The organism is Pelagovum pacificum (genome assembly GCF_016134045.1).
GTDB classification, from domain to species: domain Bacteria; phylum Pseudomonadota; class Alphaproteobacteria; order Rhodobacterales; family Rhodobacteraceae; genus Oceanicola; species Oceanicola pacificus_A.
Genome location: NZ_CP065915.1, coordinates 3,657,650 through 3,675,878, shown reverse-complemented (window position 1 = coordinate 3,675,878; position 18,229 = coordinate 3,657,650). Strand labels below are relative to the sequence as shown.

Here is an 18,229-nt window from a genome sequence, read left to right as displayed (position 1 = left end):
TTTAGAAATGACTGACAAGATTTTTTCTGTCTCCACGGACCGGGTTTCCGGAACATTTGAACGCGGGGGCTTGAGGGAGGAGGTCCGGGGCGCCTGAACGCTTCGGGCAAGTGAGTCAAATTGAAGACGACAAAGCTGTCGGGTGTCGATGGTGTGACGGCGAAGCCGACACTGAAGACCATCGCCGAACTGACCGGCCTCGCCGTGCCCACGGTGAGTCGCGCGCTCAACGATGCACCCGATATCGGGATGCAGACAAAGAAGCTTGTCCGCGAGGTCGCCGACAAGATCGGCTACGTTCCGAATCGGGCAGGTGTCCGACTTCGAACCGGGCGGACACAGGTCATCTCGCTCATCATCTCGACCGAACACGAGATCATGAATCACACCGCGCGGATGATCTCATCCATCGCCGGGGCGCTCCGCGAGACGCCCTTTCACCTCAACGTCACGCCCTATTTCCCCGAGGACGACCCGATGAAGCCGGTGCGTCACGTGGTCGAGAACGGCCTCGCCGACGGGATCATCCTCAACCAGATTCAGCCGAGGGACCCGCGCGTTCAGTATCTCAGGGACCGTGCCTTCCCGTTCGCGACGCACGGCCGGACCGAGACGCCGAACGCGCATCCCTACTTCGATTTCGATAACCTCGCCTACGGTCGAATCGGTACGCGCAAGCTGCTGGAGCGGGGGCGCCGCAACATCGCTGTCCTCGCTCCGCCGCTAGACCAGACCTACGCTCAGCATATCGTCAGCGGCACCCGTGACATCGCGGAGCCCGCCGGCGCGACGGTCCGGGTGATCGACGGCGCAACAACAAACAGCCCGCACGACGTCATCCAAAGCGCGGTACATGAGCACCTCGCGATCGCGCCGAACACGGACGCGATCATCTCGTCGAGCGCCTCCGGCGCGATGGTCGCGGTTGCCGCGCTCGAGGCGGAAGGCCGTGAACTCGGTATCGAAGTCGATGTGGTCGGCAAGGAATCACTGCCGATCCTCACGCTGTTCCGGCCACGGATCATCGCCGTGTCCGAGAACGTCACGATGGCAGGGGCGTTTCTCGCCCGAGCCGTTCTCCAGGCGATTCTTCATCCCGAAGAGCCGCCGATGCAGGGTCTCGACATCCCAAGCGGTTAGGGCGAGGGTGCGGACCGAAAACGTTTACAAGGGAGGAATGCGCATGGCGACGCAAATCAAGGGTCCCGCCCTTTTCCTGGCTCAGTTTGCCGGGGACGAGGCCCCCTACGACTCGCTCGACAACATCACCAAGTGGGCCGCCGGCCTGGGCTACAAGGGCGTTCAGATCCCGACCTTCGTCGGGTCGCTGTTCGACCTCGACAAGGCCGCGGAGAGCAAGGACTACTGCGACGAGGTGAAGGGCATCTGCGAAGGCAACGGTGTCGAGATCACCGAGCTGTCGACTCACCTTCAGGGTCAGCTCATCGCCTCGAACCCGGTCTATGACACCGCTTTCGACGCCTTCGCGCCGGCCAAGGTGCACGGCAACCCGAAGGCCCGTCAGGAATGGGCGGTCGATCAGCTGAAGAAATGCGCCGTCGCGTCGAAGAACCTCGGCCTCAGCCACACGGTGTCCTTCTCGGGCGCGCTGGCGTGGCCGTTCCTCTACCCGTGGCCGCAGCGTCCGCCGGGGCTGATCGACGAGGCGTTCGACGAGCTCGCCCGCCGCTGGCGTCCGATCTTCGACCATTACGAAGAGCACGGGCAGGACATCGGCTTCGAACTGCACCCCGGTGAGGACCTGTTCGACGGCGCCACCTTCGAGATGCTGCTCGAGCGCGTGGACAACCACAAAGCCTGCATGATCAACTACGATCCGAGCCACTTCATCCTGCAGCAGCTCGACTACCTCGCCTTCATCGACATCTACCACGAGCGCATCAACGCGTTCCACGTGAAGGACGCCGAGTTCAATCCGGACGGTCGTCAGGGCGTCTACTCTGGTTTCCAGGGCTGGACACAGCGCGCCGGCCGGTTCCGGTCGCTCGGCGACGGCCAGGTCGACTTCAGCGCGATCTTCTCGAAGCTGACGCAGTACGGCTACGACAGCTGGGCCGTTCTGGAATGGGAATGCTGCATCAAGTCCGCCGAACAGGGCGCAGCCGAGGGCGCACCCTTCATCGCCAGCCACCTGATCGAGGCGCCCGCGCGGGCGTTCGACGATTTCGCCGGCGGTGAGCGCGACGAAGCACAGATCAAGGGAATGCTGGGACTATGAACCGTGTGAAACTTGGAATGGTCGGCGGCGGCCAGGGCGCCTTCATCGGCGCCGTGCACCGAATCGCCAGCCGCATCGACGACCGCTTCGAACTGGTGGCTGGGGCGTTCAGCTCCACCCCGGAGAAGTCGAAGGCCAGCGCGAAGGAGCTCGGCGTCGCCGACGACCGCGCCTATGGCACCTACGAGGAAATGGCCAAGGCCGAAGCAGCCCGCGACGACGGGATCGACGCCGTGTCCATCGTGACGCCGAACCACATGCATGCTGGTCCGGCCATCGCGTTTCTCGAGGCCGGGATCAACGTGATCTGCGACAAGCCCCTCACGGTGAACTCGGAAGAGGCCGCCAAGATGAAGGCGGCGATCGAGAAGTCGTCCGCGAAATTCATCCTGACGCACAACTACACGGGCTACCCGCTGATCCGGCAGGCGCGGCAGATGATCGCCAACGGTGATCTCGGCAAGATTCGCCTGATCCAGGCCGAGTATGCGCAGGACTGGATGGCCGACGTCCCCGATCCCGACAACAAGCAGGCTGCGTGGCGCACCGATCCGGCGCGCTCGGGCGGCGGCGGCGCGATCGGCGACATCGGAACCCACGCGCTGAACCTCGCCACGTTCGTGAGCGGGCTGAGCCCCGAGGCGCTGCTGGCCGATCTCGACAGTTTCGTCGACGGTCGCCAGGTCGATGACAACGCGCACGTTCTGCTGCGTCTGTCGGGTGGCGCCAAAGGGATGCTGTGGTGCTCGCAAGTGGCGGTCGGTTCCGAGAACAGCCTCACCCTGCGGGTCTACGGTGAGACGGGCGGCATCGAATGGGCGCAGGAGAATCCGAACCGGATGACCTTTACCAAATTCGGTGAGCCAAAGCAGATCATCACCCGTGGCGGCGCCGGTCTCGGCGGCGGTGCAGGTGATTGGACGCGCATTCCGCCGGGCCATCCGGAGGGCTACCTCGAAGGCTTTGCCAACGTCTACACGGACGCCGCCGATCTGATTCAGGGCAAGTCCGATGGTGCGCTTCTGCCGGGCATCGACGCCGGGATGGAAGGCATCTGGTTCATCGAGGCCTGCATCGAGTCCAGCAAGAACGGCGGCACCTGGGTGTCTCGCTGACAAACGTTCCGGCCCCCGCCGTCACGGTGCGGGGTCGGGCATACCGCTCCCGACGTCAGTCGGGATACCCCTCCATCAACTCAGCCATCAGCCGAGTGAGCGCCGGACCGGAACGGGCCGACACTCGCGCGGCGCCTTCGGCTTGGTTCCGCGCGGATGCGGTTCAAAGCTGGCTGGTTCTCTGCCTAATCCAGTAGTGATTAAGCCGTCCGCGTGGACCTCGGACGGCTTAATCGTGCGCTACGAATGTCTGATAGAGGTGGTTTGACGGGTAACGGTCAGCTGCCCAGCAGTCTCGCCAGAACCTCGTCCGCCATCTCCGGCGGAGTCTGCCGCGCGGACACCACCAGCACGTCCTCGTCACCGCCGGGCACCTCGAGCGTGGCGAACTGGCTGTCGAGAAGAGACAGCGGCATGAAGTGCCCCTTACGATTGCCCATGCGCTCCGCCACCAGTTCCTTCGGGGCCTCGGGATAGACTGTGACCAAGCCCGGCAAGTTGTCGCGCAGCCGGTCGCGGTAGACCCGCTTCAGCGCGGAGCACGCCAGGACCACTGGGCCCGTCTCGCGAACCTCCGCCGCGGCACTGCCGAGCCTGTCGAGCCACGGCCAGCGCATCTCGTCCGTCAGCGGCAGGCCCTTGGCCATGTGATCCACGTTCTCTTTCGGATGAAAGGAGTCCCCTTCCAGGAACGTCGCCCCCAGCCCGTCGGCCAGCAGTTCGCCAAGCGTCGACTTGCCGGAACCGGCGGTGCCCATGACCAGTACGGCGCGCTGCATCATTCGCGTCCCGGGATGACCTGCCGACGCTCGCCGGCGCCCTCCCAGGTGTCGATCGCCTCCAGCGCCTCTTCCGCGGTCTCGACGAAGCGGAACAGGTCGAGGTCAGCGGGAGAGATCGTGCCGGCCTCCTTCAGCGCGTCCCAGTTGACGATGGTCGTCCAGAAGTCGCGTCCGAACAGCAGGAACGGCACCTTCTGCATCCGGCCGGTCTGGATCAGCGTCAGCGCCTCGAACATCTCGTCGAGCGTCCCGAAGCCACCGGGAAACACGCAGATCGCGCAGGCGCGCATCAGGAAATGCATCTTGCGGATCGCGAAGTAGTGGAAGTTGAAGCACAGCTCGGGCGAGACGTACTCGTTCGGGTGCTGCTCGTGCGGCAGCACGATGTTGAGCCCGATGGACCGCCCGCCGGCATCCGCCGCGCCCCGGTTGCCGGCCTCCATCACGCCGGGGCCGCCGCCGGTGACGATGACTTCTTCCGTGCCGCCGTTCTTCATCGACCGCTCGGTCACGATCCGGGCGAACTTGCGGGCCTCGGCATAGTGTTCCGACAGGTTCGCCAGCGTCTCGGTCCGGGCGGTGTCCTTCTTGTCGGGCGAGGGGATGCGCGCGCCACCAAACAGCACGACGGTGCTTTCGACGCCGGCTTCGTTCATCGCGAGTTCGGGCTTCAGAAGCTCCAGCTGCAGCCGGACCGGGCGCAGATCCTCGCGCAGCATGAAGTCGGGATCGTCGAAGGCGAGCCGGTAGGTCGGCGATTCCGTTTGCGGAATGCTCGGCTTCTGTTCGGCCGCGACGCGGTCCTGGCGGCTGTTGCGAAAGGGTCGGCCGAGGCGTCGGTCGGTCATGGGCGGCTCCTTGTTCCCGTGGCGCTTTTGATGGCAGGCTCCGCGCAAGTTGTCCAACGAGGTGAGACACATGGCACAGGCACCGGACTCGGCGCAGATCGGCGAAGCTTGGGACCGCATCCGGCCCTACATCCACCGCACGCCCGTTATCGAGACGACTGAGGCCGTGCCGGGGGTGCCGCTTTCCCTGAAGCTGGAGCACATGCAGAAAAGCGGCTCCTTCAAGGTGCGCGGCGCGTTCAACTCCCTGCTGTCCGCCGATGTGCCGGAGGCCGGGGTCGTCGCGGCGTCAGGCGGCAACCACGGCGCCGCCGTCGCGCTGGCCGCGACGCGACTGGATATCCCCGCCAAAATCTTCGTGCCAGAGATGGCGGGCCCGTCGAAGATCGGCGTCATTCAGTCGACCGGCGCGGACCTGACCGTCGTGCCCGGTGCCTACGCCAACGCGCTCGAGGCCGCGCTGGAGCATGAGGCCAGGACCGGCGCGATGCAGATCCACGCCTACGATGGCTTCCGGACGGTGGAAGGGCAGGGCACCGCCTTCGCCGAGTGGGAAGATCAGGGCCTCGACTGCGATACGGTGCTGGTCGCCGTGGGCGGTGGCGGCCTGATCTCCGGCGCGATGTCGTGGTTCGGCGACAGCCGCAAGATCATCGCTGTCGAGCCCGAGACCGCGCCGACGCTCAACGCTGCGCTCGAGGCCGGCGGCCCCGTTGATGTCGAGGTCAGCGGCATCGCCGCGAATGCGCTGGGCGCGCGGCGGATCGGGTCGATCTGCTACGACCTCGCCTCCAGCCGGAAGATCGACAGCCTGCTGGTGCCGGACGACGCGATCGCGGACGCGCAGGTCGCACTCTGGAGCGGGCTGCGACAGTGGGTGGAACCCGCCGCCGCCGCCGCACTCGCTGCGATCATGTCCGGCGCCTACACGCCCGCCTCCGGCGAACGGCTCGCCGTCATCGTCTGTGGCGCGAACCCGGCGCCCGGTCCCTTCGGCTGACGCCTACCCGCCGGAGACCAGCATCCCCGGGCACCCGCGGTGCGCATCGGTCAGGCCGATTTCGGTGCCGTTGATGATCAGGTGCCACGTCGGCGCGTAGCCCGGCGCCTGCGCGCGCGAGTAGGAGCAGCCCGTCGCGGGGTCGGTCCAGTAGCGCGCGCCGTAGCTCATTGGCGGGCCCTGCCGCACGGCGCCGCCGACCGGCTGGCGCAGGGATTGTGCGACCGCCGGACCCGCTAGTGGCAGGATCGTCAGCAGGGCGGCCAGTGCGAAAGTGGCGGTTCGTCTCATTTCGTGTCTCCCGGTATCTCGATACCGCAGACGAAACCTGCCCTGCCGGTCTCCCGTGGGGGCCAAACACGGCGGAGCCATGGCCCTTACCGAGAATTTGTCGAAAGGTTCTTCGGATTGCGCGCTCCGGCCAAAATGGGCAAAAGCCCCCTGACCGAACGCCGAGGAGTATCACATGTCCAACGAACAGCTCGAAACCGCCATCGGGTCCGCGTGGGAGAACCGCGCCGAAATCACTCCCTCCACTGGTGGTGAGGTGCGCGAAGCGATCGAGGACACGCTCAACGCGCTCGACAGCGGCCAGCTTCGCGTCGCGGAGAAGCGTGGCGACGACTGGCACGTGAACCAGTGGGCGAAGAAGGCTGTATTGCTCGGCTTCCGCATCAAGGACATGGAAATCCAGCACGGCGGTCCGCAGGGTGGCGGCTGGTGGGACAAGGTAGACAGCAAGTTCGCCGGCTGGGGCGAGAACGCCTGGCGTGCCGCCGGCTTCCGTGCCGTGCCGAACTGCGTCGTGCGCAAGTCCGCCTACATCGCGCCCGGCGTGGTGCTGATGCCGTCCTTCGTGAACCTCGGCGCCTATGTCGACGAGGGCACGATGGTCGACACCTGGGCAACGGTCGGCTCCTGTGCCCAGATCGGCAAGGGCGTACACCTGTCCGGCGGCGTCGGGATCGGCGGCGTGCTCGAACCGATGCAGGCCGGCCCGACGATCATCGAGGACAACTGCTTCATCGGCGCGCGCTCGGAAGTGGTCGAGGGGGTGATCGTGCGCGAGGGCTCCGTCCTCGGCATGGGAGTCTACATCGGCCAGTCCACCAAGATCGTCGACCGTGAGACGGGAGAGGTCATGTATGGCGAAGTGCCGCCCTATTCCGTGGTGGTCTCCGGCTCCATGCCGTCCAAGAACGGAGTGAACCTCTACTGCGCCGTGATCGTGAAGCGCGTGGACGAGAAAACCCGCTCCAAGACCGGGATCAACGAGCTGCTGCGCGACTGATGTCCGATTTCCGGTGCTGACCTTCGGGAACCGCTGCGTCCTTTTGTCGTTAAGGATCCAGACGCCGGACGAATGTCCGGTACCCGACAATAAAGGACGGAAATCATGACAGGTATCGGCTGGCTTGCGGCCATTATCATCGGCGCCATCGCCGGGTGGCTCGCGGAACAGTTCATGAAGTCCCACATGGGCCTTCTCATGAACATCATCCTCGGCATCGGCGGCGCGCTGATCCTCAACGCCATTCTCATGGCCATCGTCGGCGAAACGCTCGGCGGCTGGCTCGGGCAGCTCATCATCGGCTTCATCGGTGCATGTCTGCTGATCTGGATCGGTCGAATGCTGCGACGCTCGACCTGACGCGAGACACGCGGACACCGCGTGACGACAATTCAGCCCGCCACCTTGCACGGGTGGCGGGCTTTTCTGTTTATAATCCCCGAGGGGGAACAAAATGGGCCCGATTCTCGCGATTATCGCCGGCGGCGCCGTCGGATGGTTTACCAGCCTCGTGACCGGAGACCGGTCAGAAACAGTTCTCAACACCGTCCTCGGCATCATGGCCGGCCTTGTCTGCTGCGCGCTGCTGCGCGTTTTCGGAGTGCCCGCGGACAGTGCCTACCTCCTCAAGATAATCATCGCGGCCCTGGGCGCCGCTGCCCTGATCTGGAGTGTCCGGCGCCTCGGCGCGTGACACGCCGGGCTTGACGGGCCGGTCTTGCTGGGAAACGGATAGCCGGATCAGAAGCCGGAGCCGTCCGATGTCCAAGCAATCCGTTTACACCCTTCTCGTTCAGGTCGGTCGCCGACCCGACGACGGTCTGCCGAAGGACAGCACCGGCGCGGCCCTGATGTGCTACGCGAGCGGCGTGGACGAGGCGGAAGCCGTGCGTGAGACGGTCGCGATCCTGAAACAGGCCGATCTCGCGCCGCTCGACGTTTCCGGCTACGGCACGCTGGAAGAGCGGCTGGACGAAGGCCACGACATCCCCGACGAAGAGCGCGAGCTGATGCAGCGGGCGCTGGACGAGAACAGCGTGATCGTTGCGCAGATGACGCCTTTCTTCGACTGATTGTCAGGCCGCGCGGCGGGCGAGTCCGGTCGGCTGCCCGACCTGCTATCTCGACGCGGCCTTCCGGCTGTGACGGCCGACATCGACCGCCGGCCGGCACCGTTCGACCGCAGTTCGTTGCCTTTGATATGAATCCCCGGTAGCCCCTGACCTCGAAGGAGACTTCAATGTCGGACCCCCAGAACCCGGTCGATCTGACAGCCGCGCTCGTGCGCTGTCCCTCCGTGACACCGGAAGAGGGTGGCGCGCTCGGACTGCTGTCCGACCTGCTGTCGGACGCCGGTTTCGACTGCACTCGCGTGGACCGGAACGGTGTTGCGAACCTCTATGCCCGGTGGGGCGCGAAAGGGGCGGAGCGGTCCTTCGGCTTCAACGGTCACACCGATGTCGTGCCGGTCGGCGATGTGACCGACTGGTCCGTCGATCCCTTCGGGGCAGAGGTGCGGGACGGCGTTCTGTGGGGGCGCGGCGCGGTCGACATGAAGTCCGGCGTCGCCGCTTTCGCGGCCGCCGCCGTCGATTTCGTTCGCGAGACGCCGCCTGACGGCGCGGTGATCCTTGCCATCACCGGTGACGAGGAGGGGCCGTCGGTCGACGGCACCCGCGCGCTGCTCGAGTGGATGGACGAGGCGGGCGAGCGGATGAGCGTCTGCCTGGTGGGGGAGCCGACCTGCCCCGATCGCATGGGCGAGATGATCAAGATCGGGCGGCGCGGCTCGATGTCCGCTTGGTTCACGGTGAAGGGCACGCAGGGCCACTCCGCCTATCCGCACCGGGCCAACAACCCACTGCCGCCGATGGTGCGGTTGCTGGACCGGCTGGCGTCGATGCGACTGGACGAGGGGACCGACCATTTCGACGCGTCGACGCTGGCGGTGGTGACGGTCGACACCGGAAATCCGACGACGAACGTGATCCCGGCCACGTGCCGGGCCACCGTGAACATCCGCTTCAACGACACGCACACCGGCAGCAGCCTGACCCGTTTGTTGCAGTCCGAGGCCGAGAAAGTCGCCGACGCCTACGGCGTGACGATCGAGATGGACGCCAAGATTTCCGGTGAAGCTTTCCTGACACCGCCCGGCCCGCTGTCCGATCTCGTCGCGGCGGCCGTCGAGGCAGAGACCGGCGTCACGCCGGAACTGTCGACCAGCGGCGGAACGTCCGACGCGCGGTTCGTGAAGGATCACTGCCCGGTGGTGGAGTTCGGTCTCGTCGGAAAGACGATGCATGCCGTCGACGAGCGCGTGCCGACGGACCAGATCGTCACCTTGAAAGCCGTCTACCGGCGGATACTCGACAGCTACTTCGCCTGAGCTTCAGCGGGCGTCGGCGAACAGGTCCATCGCCTCCAGCATCGTGCGGGTACGCCATGCCGCGAACTCATCGCGGAGGCGGCGCAACTCTTCGGCATGATCGGGATCGGACCAGAGATTCCGCCTCTCCTCCGGATCGGTAGCGAGGTCGAACAACTGTCCATCCTCCGCACCTTCGATGAACACCGCTTTCCAGCGGTCGTCGCGGATCATGCTGACCAGCCGAGCTCCGGTCATCGACACGTCGCCTGCCTGTTCGCAGACCACGAAATCGCGGCCCTCCCACGGCTCACCCTTCAAGGCGCGCAGCAAGCTCTGTGCATGGCAGGGCACAGGTTGCTTCGCTCCGGCAAGGTCGAGGATCGTCGGCCCGAAGTCGAACAGCTGGCACAAACCGTCGAGCCGGCGCGGCGCGCACCGGCCCGGCGCCCAGACGATCGCGGGGACCTTCGTAACCGGCTCATACATCGACCACTTCTGGCTGAGCCCGTGATCGCCCAATGCGTCGCCGTGGTCGGACATGAAGATGATCACGGAATTCTCGAGGTAGCCGGATTCCTCCAGGGTCGCGATCAGCTTGCCGACTTCGTCGTCGATCATCGTGACATTCGCGTAGTAATGCGCGCGCAACCTGCGCAGCTCCGCCTCGGTCGGCTCCAGCTTCCACGCGACGGCGTCGTGGTCGACCTCCACATCGTGGCGGCGCTTTTCCTTCAGGTAGGCGGGCAGGGACGCGAGTTCGTCCTCCGTGACCTCAGGCAGCGGCAGGTCCTCCATCGCCTCGTAACGCGCGACCTCGTCGGGGGTCGGGTCGTAGGGCGGGTGCGGTCCCGGCAGGCCGATCTGCATGAACAGGCGGTCCGGACGGGGCCGGGTCGACAACCACCAGCGGGCGGTCTCCGCGACGAAGACGTCGGGGTGCAGGTGACGGGGCAATGTCCAGTCCACCGCGCCAAGCCGGTCGCGGTAGTCGGGCAACGTCCGGTAGCCGGCGCGGGAGGGCTTCTCCAGCTTGTGCGCGGCGATCGCCTTGTCGAGCTCGTCGGCGAACCAGCGGCCCTCGTAGAAGCGGTCCTTGTTCTCCACGACGAAGCGTTCGTGAAACCCGGCGTCAGCGTCGTAGGGGATGGTGTGCATCTTGCCGACAGAGACGCAGTGATAGCCGGCTTCGGCCATCGCCGGTACCCAGGTCCGCTGCCAAGACTGACCGTTGCGCAGGACGCCCGAACAATGAGGTTCGACGCCGGAAAACAGCGCGGCACGCGACGGCACGCAGGATGGTGCGTTGACGAAACAATTATCGAACACCACTCCTTCGCGTGCCAACCTGTCGAGCGTCGGGGTATGCATCCAGCTCGCGCCGGTCTCGCGGATCGTGTCGAACCGCTGCTGGTCGGTCATCACGAGGAAGATATGCGGACGGCCTTGGGGCGTCGTCATGGAGGGCTCCTCAGGCCTGAACGGCGGCGGACGCTCCGCCGAAATGGGCTTCGCAAAGGTCGAGCAGCGTGACCAGCGGCGGCCACTCGGCCATCTCCTCCCGGAATATCACGCCGGACTTCGCGGTGCGCCGGCCAAGCGCGACGGGCAGGGCGATCACGCTCGGGTTCACGGTGTTGGTGACGGCCGCGTCCGGCAGGATGCTCACGCAGTCGGACCGCTGCAAAATGTTGATCGCCGACATCAGCGACTGCGTCGTGATGCGGATGTCGGGAGTCCGGCCAAGCCGCTCGTTCGCGGCGTGAACCGTCTCGATCTCGTAAATCGGGTCCGCGGTGTAGACGAGCCAGGGATAGTCGAGCAGCGCCTCTACGGGGATTTCGCCGTCGTCGCCCCTCAGCGACAGGATCGGGTGATCCTCACGCGCGACGACCCGGTCGTGGAAGGTGGTAAAGGCGCGCGCGACCAGCCGCGGTGGCAGATCGGACGCGAACTGCAGCCCGCCGAACAGGGCGTCGATGCGCCCGTCGAGCAGCTTCTCCACCCCAGACCCCTGCGCGAGATTCGTCAGGTCGATCTCGAGGTTGGGATGCGCCTTCTGGAGCGGGTCGAACAGCTGCGGCAGCACCACCGTCCGCCAGAGCGGACCGGCGTCGATGCTGATCTTGCCCTTCGGATCGACGGAGGTCGACAGAAGCTCTTCTTCCGCCAGCTCCCATTGCCGCGACAGGCGCATGACCGAGGTCAGCACCTTTTCCCCGAACGGCGTCGGCAGAACGCCACGCGCGTGCCGCTCCAGCAGGGGTTGGCCAAGCCGCTCCTCGATCTGCGCGACAGAGCGCGACAAGGCAGGCTGGGTGACGTTCAGCCGAAGCGCGGCGCGGCGCAGGCTTCCTTCCTCCACGATGGCCTGGAGTCGGAAGAGGTGGGTCATCAAGTCGATCATGAGTGATAAAGTTCTTGCATCGCTCCTGCCGGATTATGCATTTTGTATGCATCCCGGCAATCACTAAAGTCCGGGGCATCGGCTGGTCGCAACCCCGGGAGAGGGTGCCGAGACCGGCAATGGGAGGAGAAACGAGATGATACGAACCCCACGTGGCCTGTCGCGCCGCGAGTTTCTGGGCACCGCAAGTGCCGCCGGCCTCGCCGCCGTCGCCGGACCCGTCGTCGCACAGCAATACGGCATCGGTGATTCGCCGATCGACCTGCCCGCGCCGGACGGCCCACTGCGCTGGCTTGACAGTGGCGACCAGAAAGCCGTCTTTTTCGAGGCCTTTCTTGAGGAATACAAGAATCAGAACGGTATCGACGTCGTCTATGACGGCCTGCCGTGGAGCGAGATCGCGACCGTCGTGCCGCTCGGCGTGCGCAATGGCACCGCGCCGGATGCCTTCACGCTGCCGCTCGACATGCCGCCCGCCGTCGCCATCTCGGAAGGGTGGGTGCAGCCGCTCGATCCGCTGATCCCCGACATCGAAGAGTGGAAAGCCGGCTTCCCGACGGGCTCCTTCATCGAGGGCGTCAACATGATGGACGGCCAGACCTATGGCCTGCCCTTCACCTCCGACCGCCGGTCGTCCTGCCTGCTGTTGTTCGGGCAGGAGGCGATGTCCCTCACCGACTTCCAGCCGGGCCCCGACAACCCGCTGACGTGGGAAGAATTCCGCACCGCCGCACGGCAGATCACAGAGAACTCGGGCGGCCGTACGCCGGGCTTCATCATCGGGGGCGCGCAGGTGAACCGCTGGCGCGACGCGACCATCCACCTCGCCACGCGTGCGGGCGCCCATTGCGGCACCTCGGGCTTCGTCACCGGCTTCGACTACACGACCGGGGAATACGTGATCGACAGTGAGGAGTTCGTCGGCGCGGTCGAATTGCTGCTCGCCATGCGGGACGACGGGTCGACCTTCCCCGGCCTGATGAGCCTCAACGCGCCGCAGGCCCGCGCCTTCGTGGCGCAGGGCAACGCGGGCATGATCCTGCAAGGCCCGTGGAACGTCCCGATCTGGGAAGCCAACAACCCCGACTTCGACTTCGGCATGGCGATGACGCCCGCACCGGAAGGGGCGAACGGCAAGACCTACACCGACTCGCTGCCGGCGACGGCGAACATGATGTTCCTCAACGCAGCCTCGAAGAACCCGGAATACGCGGCCGACGTGTTCCGCATCATGGGCACGCTCGAGGGCCAGACGGCATGGGCCAACGTGGTCGGCCCTGCCGACCCGGCAATCTTCCCCGAGGCGAACAACCAGGCAGATCTGTCCGAGCGCTCGCGCCAGGTCCTCGCCATCCAGGAGGAGCAGGTCCGCGCGACGCCGGTGCCCTACTCGGCCAGCACCGGCTTCGTAGAGGTCGCCCGGGTCTTCATCGAGCCGACGCCGAACCTCGCGCAGACGGTTCAGGGGTTGTTCTCCGGTCAGCTTCAGGGCGTTCAGGAGACCCTCACCAAGGTGAACGACGCGATGAGCGCGGCGCTCGATGCCGCCATCGAAGAGGCGAACGGCAACGGTGCCGAGGTTACTCGCGACATGCTCGTCTTCGAGGACTGGGATCCGATGCAGGACTACGGCTGAGCCGTCCCGATCCAGGCCGGCCCGCACGCCGGGCCGGCCACCACCTGACAAGGAACAAACATGGCCGCTTCCGCTGGCAATCTCGATCCGGGACGCCCGGACACGCCGCCGCGCAAGGGACTGGGGCAGAGGATCTGGGCACACCGGATCGACTACCTGTTCCTCGTGCCGGGGCTGATCGTCTTCGGCGCCTTCATCCTCTGGCCGATGATCGCGTCGCAATATTTCTCGCTGCTGGACTGGTCCGGTTTCGATGCGAACCGGGTGTTCGTCGGGCTCGACAACTACCGCGAGCTTCTGCAGGACGAGTTCTTCATCGCCGCCTTCTGGCGCTCGATGCTGTTCACGCTGGCGACCGTGCCGCTGCAGATGGTGCTGAGCCTCGTGCTCGCCATCATCCTCAACAACAAGCTGCTGAAGCTGTCGACGCTGTTCCGGACGATGATCTTCCTGCCGGTGGTCACGCCGGTCGCGGTGATCGCCATCGTCATGGCGCTGATGCTGTCGCCCTTCAACGGGCCGATCAACGGGCTGCTGCTTGAAGGGGGGCTGATCCCGCGCGCGATCGACTTCCTCGGCTCGCCGCAGCTGGTCCTCTGGTCGCTGGCGGCGATCTTCGTGTGGAAGTGGTCTGGCGTGACGCTGATCTACTGGCTCGCCGCGCTTCAGACCGTGCCGGACGAGTTGTACGAGGCGGCGAAGCTCGATGGCGTGAAAGGCTGGCAGACAACGATCTTCGTGATCCTGCCGATCGTCGCGCCGTTCGCGGTGGTCATCGGTCTGATCTCCGCCATCGCGGCGCTGAACGTCTTCCCGCTGATCCAGGCGACGACGCAGGGCGGGCCGTTCTTCGCCTCCGAGGTGATGGAGGTCTTCATTTTCCGCACCGCCTTCGCCCCGTCGCCCGGCGTGTTCCCGCGCCTCGGCTACGCGAGCGCGGCAGGCGTGCTCTTCGGCCTCGCGATCATGGTGCTGACGATCTTCCAGATCCTCGCCGTGCGCCACGCTCGCAGGAAGGACCCGTCCAATGTCTGACGCAACGCTCGGTCGCGCGCCCGCCGTCCGGCGGCGCACCTCCCGCTTCGGACCGCGTCTGAGGCGGCAGATCACGTCGGTCGTGCTGGCCGCGGTCTGCGTGGTCTGGGTCTACCCGCTGGTCTGGATGATCTCGGCCTCGTTCAAGTCCAACAACGAGATCTTCGCCTCCACGGGCCTGATCCCGGACAATCCGACGTTCGAGAATTACACCAACGCCTGGGTCGAGGCGAACATCGGGCGCTACTTCTTCAACACGCTCTTCGTCACGGTCGGCTCCGTGATGGTCACCACGATCGCGGCGGCGCTGATGGGCTATGTGCTGGGCCGCAGGCCGATCCCGGGGAAGGCGGTACTGATGGGGCTGATGGTCTTCACCCTCTTCATACCGCAGGGCTACACGATCATCCCGGTGTTCGAACTGCTGACGTCGCTCGGCCTCGGCCAGTCGCTCTGGGGGCTGATGCTGGCGACATGCGGCCATTCCATTGTGATCTTCACGCTGCTCTTCGCGGGCTACTTCACCCAGCTTCCGAACGAGCTGGAGGAGGCGTCACGCATGGATGGCGTCGGCCCGGTGAAGACCTTCTGGTACGTGATGCTGCCGCTGTCGAAGCCGATCATCGTGACCGTCATCGTGATGCAGACGCTGCAGGCGTGGAACGACTTCCTCCTGCCGCTGGTCGTCACGCTGGCGAACCCGTCGATGCGCACGCTGTCGGTCGGCGTCTACTCCTTCCGGGGCGAGCACTTCATCGATTGGGGCGGCATGACCGCGGCGTCGGCGATCACGATCGTGCCGGTCATCATCCTGTTCCTGTTCCTGCAACGCTACTTCATCGACGGCCTCGCCGGCGCGGTGAAGGGCTGATCCGAGGGGAGTCCCAGATGTCGGGAGTCATCCTGAACAACGTCAAGAAGCGCTACGGCGCGGTCGAAGTCATCAAGGGCGTCGACATCACCATCGACGAGGGCGAGTTCTGCGTCTTTGTCGGCCCCTCAGGCTGCGGCAAGTCCACGCTGCTGCGGATGATCGCGGGGCTGGAGGAGATCACCAGCGGCGAAGTCCAGATCGGCGGGCGGCGGGTCAACGACCTCGACCCGGCCGACCGTGGCGCGGCGATGGTGTTCCAGACCTACGCGCTCTACCCGCACATGACGGTGGAGCGGAACATGGGCTTCGGCCTGCTGATGAACGGGATGCCCAAGGCCGAGGTGAAGAAACGCACTGACGAGGCCGCGCGCATCCTGCAGCTCGAACCCTACCTGCAGCGCAAGCCAAAGGCCCTGTCGGGCGGCCAGCGCCAGCGCGTCGCCATCGGCCGCGCCATCGTGCGTGACCCCGAAGTGTTCCTGTTCGACGAACCTCTGTCCAATCTCGACGCCGAGCTGCGCGTCGCCACCCGCCTCGAGATCGCGAAGCTGCACAACTCGATGGAGCGGGCGACGATGATCTACGTCACCCACGATCAGGTCGAGGCGATGACGCTGGCCGACAAGATCGTCGTGCTCCGCGATGGTCGGGTCGAACAGATCGGCGCTCCGATGGACCTCTACGAGAGGCCCGACAATCTGTTCGTGGCCGGCTTCATAGGTTCGCCAAAGATGAACTTCATCGAACTGACCCCGGACGGCGAAGCCGCGAAGATGCCTGACGGCCGCACGGTGTCCCTCCCCGGCGTTGGCCATGCCCGGACGCTCGGCGTGCGGGCCGACGCGCTGAAGCCGACGTCCGACGAGGGCGATCTCGTCGGCACCGTCACCGTCGTCGAACAGTTGGGCGACAGCGTGCTGGTCCACTTCCGCACCGATTGGGGGCAGGAGATGGTCGCCCGCTTCGACCCCGGAAGCACCGCCCGGGTCGGCGAGCCGATCCGCTTCACCTTCGCGGGCCGGACCCACCTGTTCGATGCCAACGGCAAGGCGCAGGCCGCCGCGCCGCACCCTGTTCCCGCCTGAAGAGGAGTGATCCCATGCGCCCCAACATCATCTTCATCATGTCGGACGACCACGCATCGCGCGCGATTTCGGCCTATGGCGGCGGTCTGAACCGAACGCCGAACCTCGACCGGCTCGCGACTGAGGGGATGCGCCACGACGCGACCTATGTGACGAACTCGATCTGCACGCCGTCGCGTGCGGCGATCCTGACCGGGACCCATAACCACGTGAACTGTGTCACGACGCTCGACACGCACATCGACAACCGCTGGCCCAACGTCGCCAAGCACCTGAGGGCCGGCGGCTACCGAACCGCGATCTTCGGCAAATGGCACCTCGGCGAAGGGCCGCAGCACGAACCGACGGGCTTCGACGAATGGTCCGTCGTGCCGGGGCAGGGCGATTACTGGGACCCGGCCTTCATCGGCCCGGAGGGGCGCGAGCGGATCAGCGGCTACGCGACCGACATCATCACAGACAAGTCCGTCGACTTCATCGAGCGCCACAAGGATCGGCCGTTCTTCCTGATGTGCCACCACAAGGCGCCGCACCGGAACTGGCAGTATCACCCGCGCTATCGCGACCTGCACGAGCCCGGAAGCATCCCGCTGCCAGAGACGTTCCGCGACGACTACCAGAACCGCGCCGCCGCCGCCGAGGCCGCCAAGATGCGCGTGAAGTCGGATCTGCTGTGGGAGGACCTCGCACTGGTCCAGCCCGAAGGGCCGGCCGGCGTGGCGGGCGAAATGATGGTCGACCCCTGGCCGATGCGCAAAATCCCCGAGCTTCAGCCGGGCGAGGAGATCACCGTCATCTGCTCTGAAACGGGCAATAACTTCACCTTCGACGATCCGCAGGCCTTCGCCGAATTCAAGTATCAGCGCTACATGTCCCGCTACCTGCGAACCGTTCAGGCCATCGACGACGGTGTGGGCCGTATGCTCGACACGCTCGATGCTCTCGGCCTCGCCGAGAACACCATCGTCATCTACACCTCCGACCAAGGCTTCTTTCTTGGCGAGCATGGCTGGTTCGACAAGCGCTTCATGTACGAGGAAAGCTACCAGATGCCGTTCCTCTGCCGGTATCCGGCGGCGATCCCGGCAGGCAGCACCTCGAAGGACATCGCCTGCAACGTCGACTTCGCGCCGACCTTCCTCGACTACGCCGGCCTTCCCGTGCCGAGCTACATGCAGGGCACCTCGATGCGCCCGGTCCTGGAGGGGAAGACCCCGGACGACTGGGATCAGCTCGCCTATCACCGCTACTGGATGCACAACGACATCATCCACGAGGCATGGGCCCACTACGGTGTGCGCGACCAGCGCTACAAGCTGATCTACTGGTACAACGACGACCTCGGCCAGCTCGGCGCCCGCCCCGGCGGCGGCCCGCCCGAGTGGGAGCTCTTCGACTGTCAGGAAGATCCCTATGAGCTGAAGAACGTCGCCGGCGATCCCTCCTACGCGGAGGTTTTCGACACCATGCTTTCGAAGCTGGACGCCAAGATGATCGCAATCGGCGATGTGCCCGAACATGACAGCGCTTCGGCTCGCCGGGGCTGAGG

General features: G+C 65.6%; 19 protein-coding genes. 14 read left to right on the top strand and 5 right to left on the bottom strand.

The genetic code is table 11. The features are described 5' to 3' along the window. Positions 1-120: 120 nt before the first annotated feature. The 3 genes from I8N54_RS18085 to I8N54_RS18075 are packed head-to-tail and all read left to right on the top strand — an operon-like array spanning position 121 to position 3,354. Positions 121-1,140, top strand: coding sequence for a LacI family transcriptional regulator (locus I8N54_RS18085; RefSeq protein ID WP_231592606.1), 1,020 nt, complete (start codon positions 121-123; stop codon positions 1,138-1,140). A gap of 43 nt (positions 1,141-1,183) precedes the next feature. Beyond that, entirely contained in the window at positions 1,184-2,239 is a 1,056-nt protein-coding gene (locus I8N54_RS18080; RefSeq protein ID WP_140195313.1) for a sugar phosphate isomerase/epimerase family protein, read from the top strand. After that, a complete protein-coding gene (locus tag I8N54_RS18075) occupies positions 2,236-3,354 on the top strand; it encodes a Gfo/Idh/MocA family protein (RefSeq protein ID WP_197097582.1) in 1,119 nt (372 codons plus the stop codon). The genes I8N54_RS18080 and I8N54_RS18075 overlap by 4 nt, the downstream gene beginning before the upstream one ends. A 278-nt stretch (positions 3,355-3,632) precedes the next feature. Here I8N54_RS18075 and I8N54_RS18070 read toward each other — a convergent pair whose 3' ends face one another. Both I8N54_RS18070 and I8N54_RS18065 read right to left on the bottom strand, forming a co-directional pair. Beyond that, entirely contained in the window at positions 3,633-4,136 is a 504-nt protein-coding gene (locus I8N54_RS18070; protein WP_197097583.1) for a gluconokinase, read from the bottom strand. Beyond that, positions 4,133-4,984 (bottom strand): LOG family protein, encoded by an 852-nt coding sequence (locus I8N54_RS18065; protein WP_140195315.1) that lies wholly within the window; start codon positions 4,982-4,984, stop codon positions 4,133-4,135. Before I8N54_RS18065 ends, I8N54_RS18070 begins: the two co-directional genes overlap by 4 nt. Positions 4,985-5,054: 70 nt before the next feature. Between I8N54_RS18065 and I8N54_RS18060 the strand changes: the two genes are divergently transcribed. After that, entirely contained in the window at positions 5,055-5,984 is a 930-nt protein-coding gene (locus I8N54_RS18060; RefSeq protein WP_140195317.1) for a threonine/serine dehydratase, read from the top strand. A 3-nt stretch (positions 5,985-5,987) separates the two neighbouring features. Here I8N54_RS18060 and I8N54_RS18055 read toward each other — a convergent pair whose 3' ends face one another. After that, on the bottom strand, positions 5,988-6,275 hold the full coding sequence (locus I8N54_RS18055; RefSeq protein ID WP_140195319.1) for a hypothetical protein: 288 nt from the start codon (positions 6,273-6,275) through the stop codon (positions 5,988-5,990). 175 nt (positions 6,276-6,450) lie between these two features. On the opposite strand from I8N54_RS18055, the gene dapD reads away from it, so the two are divergent. The 5 genes from dapD (at position 6,451) to dapE (ending at position 9,664) form a co-directional block, all read left to right on the top strand. After that, entirely contained in the window at positions 6,451-7,275 is an 825-nt protein-coding gene (gene dapD / locus I8N54_RS18050; RefSeq protein WP_140195321.1) for a 2,3,4,5-tetrahydropyridine-2,6-dicarboxylate N-succinyltransferase, read from the top strand. 105 nt (positions 7,276-7,380) lie between these two features. Then, the gene (locus I8N54_RS18045; protein WP_140195323.1) at positions 7,381-7,635 is read left to right on the top strand and encodes a GlsB/YeaQ/YmgE family stress response membrane protein; all 255 of its coding nucleotides are present in this window, start codon (positions 7,381-7,383) and stop codon (positions 7,633-7,635) included. A 94-nt stretch (positions 7,636-7,729) separates the two neighbouring features. Further along, the gene (locus I8N54_RS18040; RefSeq protein ID WP_140195325.1) at positions 7,730-7,969 is read left to right on the top strand and encodes a hypothetical protein; all 240 of its coding nucleotides are present in this window, start codon (positions 7,730-7,732) and stop codon (positions 7,967-7,969) included. 67 nt (positions 7,970-8,036) lie between these two features. Then, positions 8,037-8,348 carry a hypothetical protein gene (locus I8N54_RS18035; protein ID WP_140195327.1) on the top strand — a complete coding sequence of 104 codons (312 nt, stop codon included), beginning with the start codon at positions 8,037-8,039 and terminating at the stop codon, positions 8,346-8,348. 167 nt (positions 8,349-8,515) lie between these two features. Further along, positions 8,516-9,664: a succinyl-diaminopimelate desuccinylase gene (gene dapE, locus I8N54_RS18030; RefSeq protein WP_140195329.1), complete on the top strand. Its 1,149-nt coding sequence runs from the start codon at positions 8,516-8,518 to the stop codon at positions 9,662-9,664. Positions 9,665-9,667: 3 nt separating this feature from the next. Here dapE and I8N54_RS18025 read toward each other — a convergent pair whose 3' ends face one another. Together I8N54_RS18025 and I8N54_RS18020 are read right to left on the bottom strand one after the other, a co-directional pair. Then, on the bottom strand, positions 9,668-11,104 hold the full coding sequence (locus I8N54_RS18025) for a sulfatase family protein (protein WP_140195331.1): 1,437 nt from the start codon (positions 11,102-11,104) through the stop codon (positions 9,668-9,670). 10 nt (positions 11,105-11,114) lie between these two features. Further along, the gene (locus I8N54_RS18020; protein WP_198571736.1) at positions 11,115-12,038 is read right to left on the bottom strand and encodes a LysR family transcriptional regulator; all 924 of its coding nucleotides are present in this window, start codon (positions 12,036-12,038) and stop codon (positions 11,115-11,117) included. A 148-nt stretch (positions 12,039-12,186) separates the two neighbouring features. On the opposite strand from I8N54_RS18020, the gene I8N54_RS18015 reads away from it, so the two are divergent. From I8N54_RS18015 to I8N54_RS17995, 5 genes are read left to right on the top strand one after another with little or no spacing between them, the layout of a single operon-like run. Beyond that, complete coding sequence (locus I8N54_RS18015) at positions 12,187-13,686, top strand: ABC transporter substrate-binding protein (protein WP_140195335.1); 1,500 nt, start codon at positions 12,187-12,189, stop codon at positions 13,684-13,686. A gap of 60 nt (positions 13,687-13,746) precedes the next feature. Beyond that, positions 13,747-14,721 (top strand): carbohydrate ABC transporter permease, encoded by a 975-nt coding sequence (locus I8N54_RS18010; protein WP_140195336.1) that lies wholly within the window; start codon positions 13,747-13,749, stop codon positions 14,719-14,721. Beyond that, complete coding sequence (locus tag I8N54_RS18005; RefSeq protein ID WP_140195338.1) at positions 14,714-15,592, top strand: carbohydrate ABC transporter permease; 879 nt, start codon at positions 14,714-14,716, stop codon at positions 15,590-15,592. The genes I8N54_RS18010 and I8N54_RS18005 overlap by 8 nt, the downstream gene beginning before the upstream one ends. A gap of 17 nt (positions 15,593-15,609) precedes the next feature. Then, positions 15,610-16,680 (top strand): ABC transporter ATP-binding protein, encoded by a 1,071-nt coding sequence (locus I8N54_RS18000; RefSeq protein ID WP_140195340.1) that lies wholly within the window; start codon positions 15,610-15,612, stop codon positions 16,678-16,680. A 14-nt stretch (positions 16,681-16,694) separates the two neighbouring features. Then, entirely contained in the window at positions 16,695-18,227 is a 1,533-nt protein-coding gene (locus tag I8N54_RS17995) for a sulfatase family protein (protein ID WP_140195342.1), read from the top strand. Positions 18,228-18,229 lie beyond the last annotated feature (2 nt).

Coding starts and splice junctions, on each gene's coding strand:
- I8N54_RS18055 (WP_140195319.1), bottom strand. CDS start 6,275: ATGAGACGAACCGCCACTTTCGCACTGGCCGCCCTGCTGACGATCCTG.
- I8N54_RS18040 (WP_140195325.1), top strand. CDS start 7,730: ATGGGCCCGATTCTCGCGATTATCGCCGGCGGCGCCGTCGGATGGTTT.
- I8N54_RS18045 (WP_140195323.1), top strand. CDS start 7,381: ATGACAGGTATCGGCTGGCTTGCGGCCATTATCATCGGCGCCATCGCC.
- dapE (WP_140195329.1), top strand. CDS start 8,516: ATGTCGGACCCCCAGAACCCGGTCGATCTGACAGCCGCGCTCGTGCGC.
- I8N54_RS18015 (WP_140195335.1), top strand. CDS start 12,187: ATGATACGAACCCCACGTGGCCTGTCGCGCCGCGAGTTTCTGGGCACC.
- I8N54_RS18070 (WP_197097583.1), bottom strand. CDS start 4,136: ATGATGCAGCGCGCCGTACTGGTCATGGGCACCGCCGGTTCCGGCAAG.
- I8N54_RS18065 (WP_140195315.1), bottom strand. CDS start 4,984: ATGACCGACCGACGCCTCGGCCGACCCTTTCGCAACAGCCGCCAGGAC.
- dapD (WP_140195321.1), top strand. CDS start 6,451: ATGTCCAACGAACAGCTCGAAACCGCCATCGGGTCCGCGTGGGAGAAC.
- I8N54_RS18010 (WP_140195336.1), top strand. CDS start 13,747: ATGGCCGCTTCCGCTGGCAATCTCGATCCGGGACGCCCGGACACGCCG.
- I8N54_RS18000 (WP_140195340.1), top strand. CDS start 15,610: ATGTCGGGAGTCATCCTGAACAACGTCAAGAAGCGCTACGGCGCGGTC.
- I8N54_RS18025 (WP_140195331.1), bottom strand. CDS start 11,104: ATGACGACGCCCCAAGGCCGTCCGCATATCTTCCTCGTGATGACCGAC.
- I8N54_RS18060 (WP_140195317.1), top strand. CDS start 5,055: ATGGCACAGGCACCGGACTCGGCGCAGATCGGCGAAGCTTGGGACCGC.
- I8N54_RS18020 (WP_198571736.1), bottom strand. CDS start 12,038: ATGACCCACCTCTTCCGACTCCAGGCCATCGTGGAGGAAGGAAGCCTG.
- I8N54_RS18005 (WP_140195338.1), top strand. CDS start 14,714: ATGTCTGACGCAACGCTCGGTCGCGCGCCCGCCGTCCGGCGGCGCACC.
- I8N54_RS17995 (WP_140195342.1), top strand. CDS start 16,695: ATGCGCCCCAACATCATCTTCATCATGTCGGACGACCACGCATCGCGC.
- I8N54_RS18035 (WP_140195327.1), top strand. CDS start 8,037: ATGTCCAAGCAATCCGTTTACACCCTTCTCGTTCAGGTCGGTCGCCGA.
- I8N54_RS18080 (WP_140195313.1), top strand. CDS start 1,184: ATGGCGACGCAAATCAAGGGTCCCGCCCTTTTCCTGGCTCAGTTTGCC.
- I8N54_RS18075 (WP_197097582.1), top strand. CDS start 2,236: ATGAACCGTGTGAAACTTGGAATGGTCGGCGGCGGCCAGGGCGCCTTC.